This is a genomic window from uncultured Caulobacter sp. (assembly GCF_937900395.1).
Lineage (GTDB): Bacteria > Pseudomonadota > Alphaproteobacteria > Caulobacterales > Caulobacteraceae > Caulobacter.
In genome coordinates, this window is the sequence record NZ_CALCDX010000063.1 from 1 (window position 1) to 2,163 (window position 2,163).

Below are 2,163 nucleotides of genomic sequence, written 5' to 3' on the forward strand. Positions count from 1 at the left end.
GGCGAGAAGATCAAGGCCGCGCTCAACTGGATCAAGTCGATCGCGTCCGATCCGGAAGTCGGCCAGATCTATGACGGCACCGTCGTCAAGACGACCGATTTCGGCGCTTTCGTGAACTTCTTCGGCGCGCGTGACGGCCTCGTCCACATCAGCCAGCTTGCCAACCGCAAGGTTGCCAAGACCACCGATGTCATCAAGGAAGGTGACAAGGTGAAGGTGAAGTTCATGGGCTTCGACGAGCGCGGCAAGACCAAGCTCTCGATGAAGGTTGTCGATCAGGCGACCGGCGAAGACATCGAAGCCAAGCTGAAGGCCGAGCGTGAAGCGCAGCGCGCCGCGGAAGACAAGGGCGAGTAATCGCACCTGCCATCGTCGCCGGGCATGACCCGGCGATCCGGATATCAAGGCCGCGCCAGAAGCGCGGCCTTTTTCATGTTTGGCACTGCTTTTTCAGCCGCGGATGGCGTTGATCAGCATGGTCCGCTGGCGCACCAGCTGTCCGTCGTCAGAAGTTTTGGGACAGCCGGGCTGCGGATTTAGTGGAGGGTTGGCCTCGTCTGGGCTTGAGATTTAGGCGGCGATTTTGCGGTGCTGCAAGCGCCGATGTTCGAGGGTCTGGCGCTTGACGCTGGCTCGGCGGCGCAGGATGTCGGCGGCCCTGCCGAAGTAGGCGTCGGCGGGGGTCACGTTATCGAGGCTCTCGTGGTAGCGGGCGTGGTTGTAGTGCTCGATGAAGGCGCCGATCTGGGCTTCCAGGTCGCCGGGCAGGTAGTAATTTTCCAGCAGGATGCGGTTCTTCAGGGTCTGATGCCAGCGCTCGATCTTGCCCTGGGTCTGGGGATGGTAGGGCGCGCCCCGGACGTGTTTCATCTCCTGCTTACCCAGCCAGTCGGCCAGTTCGCCAGAGATGTAGCTGGAACCATTGTCCGACAGCAGGCGCGGCTTGTGGCGGACGTGGACGCGGTCGCAGCCCGAGGCCTTGAGCGCCAGTTCCAGCGTGTCGGTGACGTCGCCGGCCTTCATGGTCGTGCACAGCTTCCAGGCCACGACGTAGCGCGAGAAGTCGTCCAGGATCGTCGACAGATAGACCCAGCCCCATCCAATGATCTTGAAGTAGGTGAAGTCGGTCTGCCACATCTGGTTGGGCGCCGTGGTCTTGTCGGTGAACGCCTTAGCGGCCTTCATGACGATGAAGGCCGGGCTGGTGATCAGGTCATGGGCCTTCAGAAGCCTGTAAACACTGGCTTCCGAGACAAAATAGCCCTGGCTGTCGGTGAAGCGCACGGCCAGCTCCCGGGGGCTCAGCTCTGAATGCGCCAGGGCCAGTTCCAGGATCGCGGCGCGGACATCCTCGGGGATGCGGTTCCACACTCGGCTTGGCCGTCCTGGGCGGTCTTCGAGCGCCTCGGGGCCGCCAGTCTGGTAGAGATCATACCAGCGGTAGAAGGTGGCCCGGGGCACGCCGATCTGCTCCAGCGTCCGGCGCACCGACAGGCTCGATTGCTCGACCAGGCGGATGATCTCGATCTTTTCGCAAGCCGGATATCTCATTCCCCGTCGCCCCCATCGGCGATCATGCTTTTTTTGAGCAGGCGGATCTCGAGCGCCTGCTCGGCCACCACCTCTTTCAGGGCCGTCGATTCCCGCCGCAGGTCCTTGACCTCGTCCGTGGTCGCCGCCCGGGCCGTATCGCCCGCCAGGCGGCGCTTGCCCGCCTCCATGAACTCCTTGGACCACACGTAGTACAGGCTCTGGGCGATGCCTTCCTTGCGGCAGAGCTCAGCGATGCTGTCCTCCCCGCGCAGGCCGTCCAGCACGATCCGGATCTTGTCTTCCGCCGAGAAATGCCGGCGCGTCGCCCGCCGAATGTCCTTCACAACCCGCTCTCCGGGCGTGGCCTTCGCGGCCAAGGGTTTTGGTCTCATCTTCGTTCCTTCGTCACTTCGACGAGACCAAAACCCTCCTCTAAACGGAACCCTCAATCTGTCTCATGGGCGCTGACGGCGGACAATGACGCATAGAGGGCGAAGACACCGACCGTAGCGAGTGCTTCGCGATCGAGACGCAGCAGGACCGGTGCATAGCTGACCGCGAAGCTCGTGATGAGCAGCCACACAATCCATCGAGCGATCTGACCGACCATCCGAACCTCCGTCGCCGGCG

The 2,163-nt window shown here is 62.8% G+C and carries 3 protein-coding genes; 1 reads left to right on the top strand and 2 read right to left on the bottom strand.

All coding sequences use genetic code 11. From position 1 onward, the window contains the following. On the top strand, positions 1–357 hold a 357-nt coding region (locus Q0379_RS05795), incomplete at its 5' end, for a S1 RNA-binding domain-containing protein (protein ID WP_299005551.1). A 213-nt stretch (positions 358–570) separates the two neighbouring features. Here the strand turns inward: Q0379_RS05795 and Q0379_RS05800 are convergent. Both Q0379_RS05800 and Q0379_RS05805 read right to left on the bottom strand, forming a co-directional pair. Further along, positions 571–1,925, bottom strand: a protein-coding gene (locus Q0379_RS05800; RefSeq protein WP_299005555.1) for an IS3 family transposase whose coding sequence is annotated in 2 segments (ribosomal slippage) — positions 571–1,586 and positions 1,586–1,925 — 1,356 coding nt in all. Because the reading frame shifts where the segments join, the coding sequence is not laid out codon by codon here. Positions 1,926–1,978: 53 nt separating this feature from the next. Continuing rightward, positions 1,979–2,163: hypothetical protein (locus Q0379_RS05805; RefSeq protein WP_299005558.1), on the bottom strand; the 185-nt coding region annotated here is incomplete at its 5' end.